This window comes from Microcoleus sp. S13C4 (genome assembly GCF_036700865.1).
GTDB lineage: Bacteria > Cyanobacteriota > Cyanobacteriia > Cyanobacteriales > Microcoleaceae > Microcoleus.
Map to the genome: position 1 here is coordinate 14095 of NZ_JAUBPS010000100.1, position 5801 is coordinate 19895.

Annotated in this window: 4 protein-coding genes; 3 read left to right on the forward strand and 1 reads right to left on the reverse strand. The window is 47.8% G+C overall.

The window, feature by feature from the left end; translation table 11 throughout:
• On the reverse strand, nucleotides 1-3279 hold a 3279-nt coding region (locus QT996_RS26250; RefSeq protein WP_333050232.1), incomplete at its 3' end, for a two-partner secretion domain-containing protein.
• 81 nt (nucleotides 3280-3360) lie between these two features.
• On the opposite strand from QT996_RS26250, the gene rnhA reads away from it, so the two are divergent.
• The 3 genes from rnhA to QT996_RS26265 all read left to right on the forward strand — a co-directional run bounded on the left by rnhA (nucleotide 3361) and on the right by QT996_RS26265 (nucleotide 5741).
• The gene (rnhA, locus tag QT996_RS26255; protein ID WP_333050233.1) at nucleotides 3361-4266 is read left to right on the forward strand and encodes a ribonuclease HI; all 906 of its coding nucleotides are present in this window, start codon (nucleotides 3361-3363) and stop codon (nucleotides 4264-4266) included.
• A gap of 247 nt (nucleotides 4267-4513) precedes the next feature.
• Complete coding sequence (locus QT996_RS26260; protein ID WP_333050234.1) at nucleotides 4514-5302, forward strand: HipA family kinase; 789 nt, start codon at nucleotides 4514-4516, stop codon at nucleotides 5300-5302.
• Nucleotides 5280-5741, forward strand: coding sequence for a DUF3037 domain-containing protein (locus tag QT996_RS26265; RefSeq protein WP_333050236.1), 462 nt, complete (start codon nucleotides 5280-5282; stop codon nucleotides 5739-5741). Before QT996_RS26260 ends, QT996_RS26265 begins: the two co-directional genes overlap by 23 nt.
• Nucleotides 5742-5801 lie beyond the last annotated feature (60 nt).

Below are 5801 nucleotides of genomic sequence, written 5' to 3' on the forward strand. Positions count from 1 at the left end.
TTGAGTTGTTGGTTGATTAGTAGTGACGATCGCACTATTGCCTTGAGTGTAAGAATTTATGAAAGATTGCCCCTGAGTAATCGTACCTAAAGCATTGCTGGCGATCGCCCCAGCAGTACCGTTAGTCGTCGCATCTCCCACCGCAAAAGGTATTGGCGGATTGACATCGCCGCCGCCGTGGCGGATCGTAACTGTACCCGGTTGAATGCTACCAAGAGTCGAGACGCTAACAGGAGTGCCGTTTTGGTCAAAAGTACCCGTCACTCGAACTAAACCCGGAGTTGCGATCTCAACATTACCGCCCGCAGCATTGATCGATGCAACACTGATATCATTTTGAGCGTTAAGATTTACTGTAGAAGTGCGATCGGCACTAACAACAGGATTAACATTTATTCGCCCAATTGCGATTTGGTTCCCCGCTAAAATTCCGACACTTTGGGCAGCACTTATATTGCCAGTGCTGACTGTTCCCCTGCTGCTAGTGACATCAACTGCAACTCCCTGCAAGTCTCGTGAATTTACATCAAGCGGCGCTGTTAAATTCACATTTCCTGTAGTGGCGTCCGTATTGCCAATATTAATACTTCCCGTATTGCTAGTTACATTAACTCCAACTCCCCGCAAATCTCGGGAATTTGCATTGCCAGAACTGGTCAAATTGACATTTCCTGTTGTGGCGTCGATATTGCCAATATTAATACTTCCCGCATTGCTGTTTACATTAACTCCTACTCCCAGCAAATCCCCGGAATTTACATTTAGCAGCGCTGTTAAATTGAGAGTATTTTCTGTTGCTGTAGCGGTTTCAGTATTAATACTTCCCGAATTGCTATTTATATTAACTATTGCTCCCAGCAAATTCCCCGAATTTACATTTCCCGAACCTATTATATTAATCTTCCCAAGAGATGTAGTATTTCCGAGCGCAATATTTCCCTGAGCGCTATTGACTTCAACGGCTCCACCTTGCAAATTCCCTGCATTTAAATCCCTGGATGCTCTCAAATTAATAGTGCCAGTGCCAGCGTTAACCGAGGCCACATTCATATTAGTTTGTGCATCCAAATTTACTGTAGGAATGAGGGGATTAACTAGATTTGTGGCGACAGGATTAACAGTTATTGCTCCTGTGTTGATTTCCTGTCCCGCTAGAATTCTGACATCACCAGAAGTAGCGCTCGCCCCCGTGTTAACACTCCCATTGCTGCTGCTAGCATTGACAGTCGCAGCGGTGAGATTGCCTACCGTTAAGTCCCTAAAAGCTGTCAAATTGATATTCTCAGTTGCTGTAATATTGGCTGGTATAGTATTAGGCACAATGGTATTGGCATCAGTCAAAACCCCCAATGCCCCGGAGTTACTGGTAATATCAACATTAGATCCCTGCAACGTCCCAAAATTCACATTGCCAAAAGCTCTGAGTTCGATCGCCCCGGAAGTCCCAGTATCGATCGACCCTGTTACTATATTGCCTCGAACAGTATTCAGGCTAATACTGCCGTTGATATCAGCACGAGAAATGTCACTTGTCAATATAATATTGTCATTAGCTTGAATATTAATTGTCGAACTAGACGTTAATCTGCCCCCAACTAGCACTCCGGCTTCCCTGCTTTCGAGACTAATTTGACCGCCATTAATATCTCTAGTTGCGATACTTCCCGGCGCTGACAAAATCACCGGCCCCCCTGCCGAAATGTTTTCAACAGAAATCAAGTTATTCGATAGTAATGAATCTATAAATATTGCATCTTCACCTAAACTGTCCGTAGCAGGATTAGGAGAATTTGCCAAATTTTGCACTCCAGCCCGCAGAATTAAAGCCGGACTGCTGGTTAAAATAGCAATATCTGGATCGCCACTCACATTTTCCCTACCCAATGCACTATCGGGGCCGGTAATTGTAATATCCTCGGCAACAATGCTCCCCTTCGCCTCGACTTTCAGCGCAACTCCGGTATAATCTCCAAAGAAAACATCTCCTTCCGAACTGATAATCGGGTCAAATAAACTGAGAAAGTTTCCCGGCATTCCCGACAAATTGCGAATTGAAAAATTGCCACCAGAAACAAAGTGGGAATCCCCCGAAATAACACCGTTGCTAACCAAACTCAAATTGCCGCCGCTTTGGAATTGCGGGGGAAGAGATAAGCCGCCGATCGCATTTTGAGTGAGAATATCAATAGTGCGATCGCCCTGAATGTATAAATTCCCGCCAGCCTGCGCCAAAAAAGGATTCTGGGCGCTGTCCCTGACCCGCACCGCATCCCCACCCAGCAAACTCAAATCCCCCGTCGTTTGCAGCCTAGCGCCCGCTAACGTGAGATTTTCCGCAGCCCATAAATTCGCACCTCCAGCATTCAACTGCGGCAGCCCAGACACATTAGCAGCAATCGCCACATCCCCAGAATTCACCTGCAAACCAGAGCCCACAAGCCGCACAGAACCGTCATCCGCAACCGCAACACCCGCCGCCTGATTTTGCCCAGTACCTGTCAGCAACTGCGGCAAAGAAACAGGATTCAAAGTCTGTTCAGAATTACCAAAATTTCCGCCCGCTGCTATTTCCAAACTCAACAAATGCCCCGGTTGACTAATGCGGAGAACCTGATCTCCCCCAACAGCAGCAACAGTAATTTGTCCGCCCGCAGCGGACAACTGCCCGGTACTAACAACCGTACCGCCAAGCAAAGCCAAATTTTGCCCAGGATTCACCGCTAAATTGCCAGCATTAAAAATACTTCCCGGTACACCCGCACCAAAATAAAAAGCATTTGGCGTACCAACCAAGGCGCTAAAATTATTTGTACCAGCAGCATTAAACCAATTAGAACCAAAACCGACACCAGTAGCAGTAGTTGCAGTAAAAGCCGCCGGCACATTCAAACTCGCGTTCGGGCCAAACACAATCCCCGCAGGATTAATTAGAAAAAGATTAGAATTGCCGCCCGTGACAGTAATTAAACCGTTAATTAGCGAAGCGTCCCCCCCAGCAATTCGAGCTAATATATTTTGAATAGCCGAATTAGTCAGAAAATTAGCAATTTGACCTTCATTCAAGCCGAACTGCCCAAAACTGTGAAAAAGATTCGCGCCATCTCCCGACAAACTGCCGCCGTTGATATCATAACGGTTGCCGCTGGGGGTGACAACAGTACCCGTACCGTCAGCAGCAGGCACTATGGGCTGTGCTTGCGCGAAAGTATTAAAAATTAACAAAGAAAACGGACAAATAAATAGCGCAACCTTTTTAATCTTTAAGTTGGCATTTTTCATAGCAGTAAGTAAAACTATCTCAATTGCCTTAATTATCGCACTTGCAAACAACTTACCTGTAAATTACACATTAATTCGCTCATGACAATTCCCAAAATCAAAAGCCTCTACACAGACGGCGCTTGTTCCGGCAACCCAGGCCCAGGTGGCTGGGGTGCAGTAGTTTGTTTCGCCGACGGCAACTGTCACGAACTCGGGGGTGGAGACCCCCAAACTACTAACAACCGCATGGAAATGCAGGCCGCCGTCGCTGCGCTGGAATTTTTTGCCAATTCCGGTCAAACCGAACCAGTCACCGTTTACACCGACAGCGAATACGTTAAAAACGGCATCACTAAATGGATTCAAGGCTGGAAAAATAAAGGCTGGAAAACCTCAACGGGCAAAGATGTTGTCAACCAAGACCTCTGGCATCTGCTAGACAAGCTGAATTCCCGACAAATCCAGTGGGAACACGTCCGAGGTCACTCCGGCGACTTCTACAACGACAGATGCGATGAAATCGCCCGCAGCTTCTCGCACAATCTCACTCCCGAACTGCAACAGCAGAAACCAACGGGAGACGAGGCCGGGGCGGGCACGGGGGCACAGCCCCTACACTTTGACAACACAATTGTTTCGGAAGAAACGGACGCAACTGGTAACAAAACGATAGAATCCTATGTCATAACTTCTGACCTTCCGAGCTCCAACTCTACCATGATGGATTCAACTGCCGATACCCTGGAGAACTTGCCCCGCGAGGTGAGGGTTCAAGACCTCCGCAATCTGATCGAAACGTTGCACATCGCCGACGAGGTTGCGACCAAAGGCTACTTGATTACCAGTTCTGAACTGGCTGATTTGATGGATGTAAATGCCAGCGCTGTCACCAGTCGTGGAGACAACTGGGTTTGGCGAAATTGGGTAGTTTCGCGGGTGCGGCGCGAAGGCAACCAAATTCTCTGGCAATTAGAGAGAATAGACCACGTTAGTACAACTGATTAGTGGTTAGTCATGAGTTATTAGTTGATTAATAACTGATGACTAATGACTGTCTCAAAGCAAGATTTGGCCAAATTCCGTAGGGACACAACATTAGTTGTGTCCTTTTGGTCATCAGTTTACTAAACAAACTACTTAACATCAGTCCCAGTTAAAAGAAAGAATCCAACTGTCTGTAAGCCCGTGCTCTAAACCCTCATAAAATCAGTGATTTCCCATCGAAAATCTCAAATCGCAAATCGAAAATAGCATGAGTATCAGCTTGCGAACAGTCACTGCTACCAGATATGTCACTCCCTTGCGCGAGGGCGGGTCGCTACCCGCGATCGTCGAAGCAGATGATGATGGTATGTACGTGCTCAAATTTCGCGGTGCCGGCCAGGGAGCCAAATCTCTGATCGCGGAGCTCGTTGCGGGAGAGATTGCTCGCGCCTCCGGACTCCCCATCCCCGAACTCGTCTTTGTTGATGTTGATCCCGAACTGGCTCGCACTGAGCCTGACCCGGAAATTCAAGATTTGATCCGAGCAAGTGCAGGCCTCAACCTCGCCCTCGACTATCTCCCCGGTTCCATCACATTTGACCCGATAGCGGGGAAGTCCGAGGCGGATTTGGCCTCAAAAATCGTCTGGTTCGATGCTTTTGTGACCAACATCGATCGCACGCCGCGCAATGCAAATATGCTGGTATGGCACCGCCGGCTTTGGCTGATCGATCACGGTGCAGCCCTCTACTTCCACCACACCTGGAAAGATTATCTCTCGCGCAGCCGCGATCGTTTCCCCCCAATCAAAGACCACGTTCTGCTGCGTTTTGCTAGTACGCTGGAAGCGGCAAATTCAAAGATGACTCAAACGCTAACCCCGGACATCATTCGCAACATTGTTAAACTAATTCCTGATACTTGGCTGGTGGGAGATTCTCCTTTCAGCGATAGCAACCAACATCGGGATGCTTATATTGAGTACCTGCTAAATCGGCTAGAATCACCACATATTTTTTTGGAGGAAGCGATTAGTGCCCGATCGATTTCTGTATGATTACGCCATTATCCGCGTCGTTCCCAAAGTTGAGCGCGAGGAGTTTATCAACGTGGGGGCGATCGTTTCCTGCGGTACGAAAAAATTCCTCGAAGCCCGTATCGAAATTGATGAACAGCGCTTGATGGCGATCGACTCAACGTTGGATCTGGAAATGATTCGTAATCACCTAGCAGTCATTCCCATCATTTGTGCAGGCGGCAAGGAATCTGGCGCGATCGGTCAACTTCCCCACAGAGAGCGCTTTCACTGGCTCGTAGCACCCCGCAGCACGATCGTTCAGACATCGCGCGTACACACTGGTTTTTGCCAGAGTTTACCGGGTGCGATCGAACACTTGCTCGATACAATGGTGCGATCGTCTTGCCGAAAACCCTCTGTAAAGGCTCAGTTGCTAGCGGCTGCAATTGACACTCAGGAGACATTGGTGACAAGTTAAGGAAGAAAGAGGTTTGTCAAGGGGGAACTATCCTTGAGGGAAAAAATGTGTGAAACTCAG

Bases quoted from the DNA above. Each gene is read 5' to 3' on its own strand.
- QT996_RS26260 (WP_333050234.1), top strand. From the start codon at position 4,514: ATGAGTATCAGCTTGCGAACAGTCACTGCTACCAGATATGTCACTCCC.
- rnhA (WP_333050233.1), top strand. From the start codon at position 3,361: ATGACAATTCCCAAAATCAAAAGCCTCTACACAGACGGCGCTTGTTCC.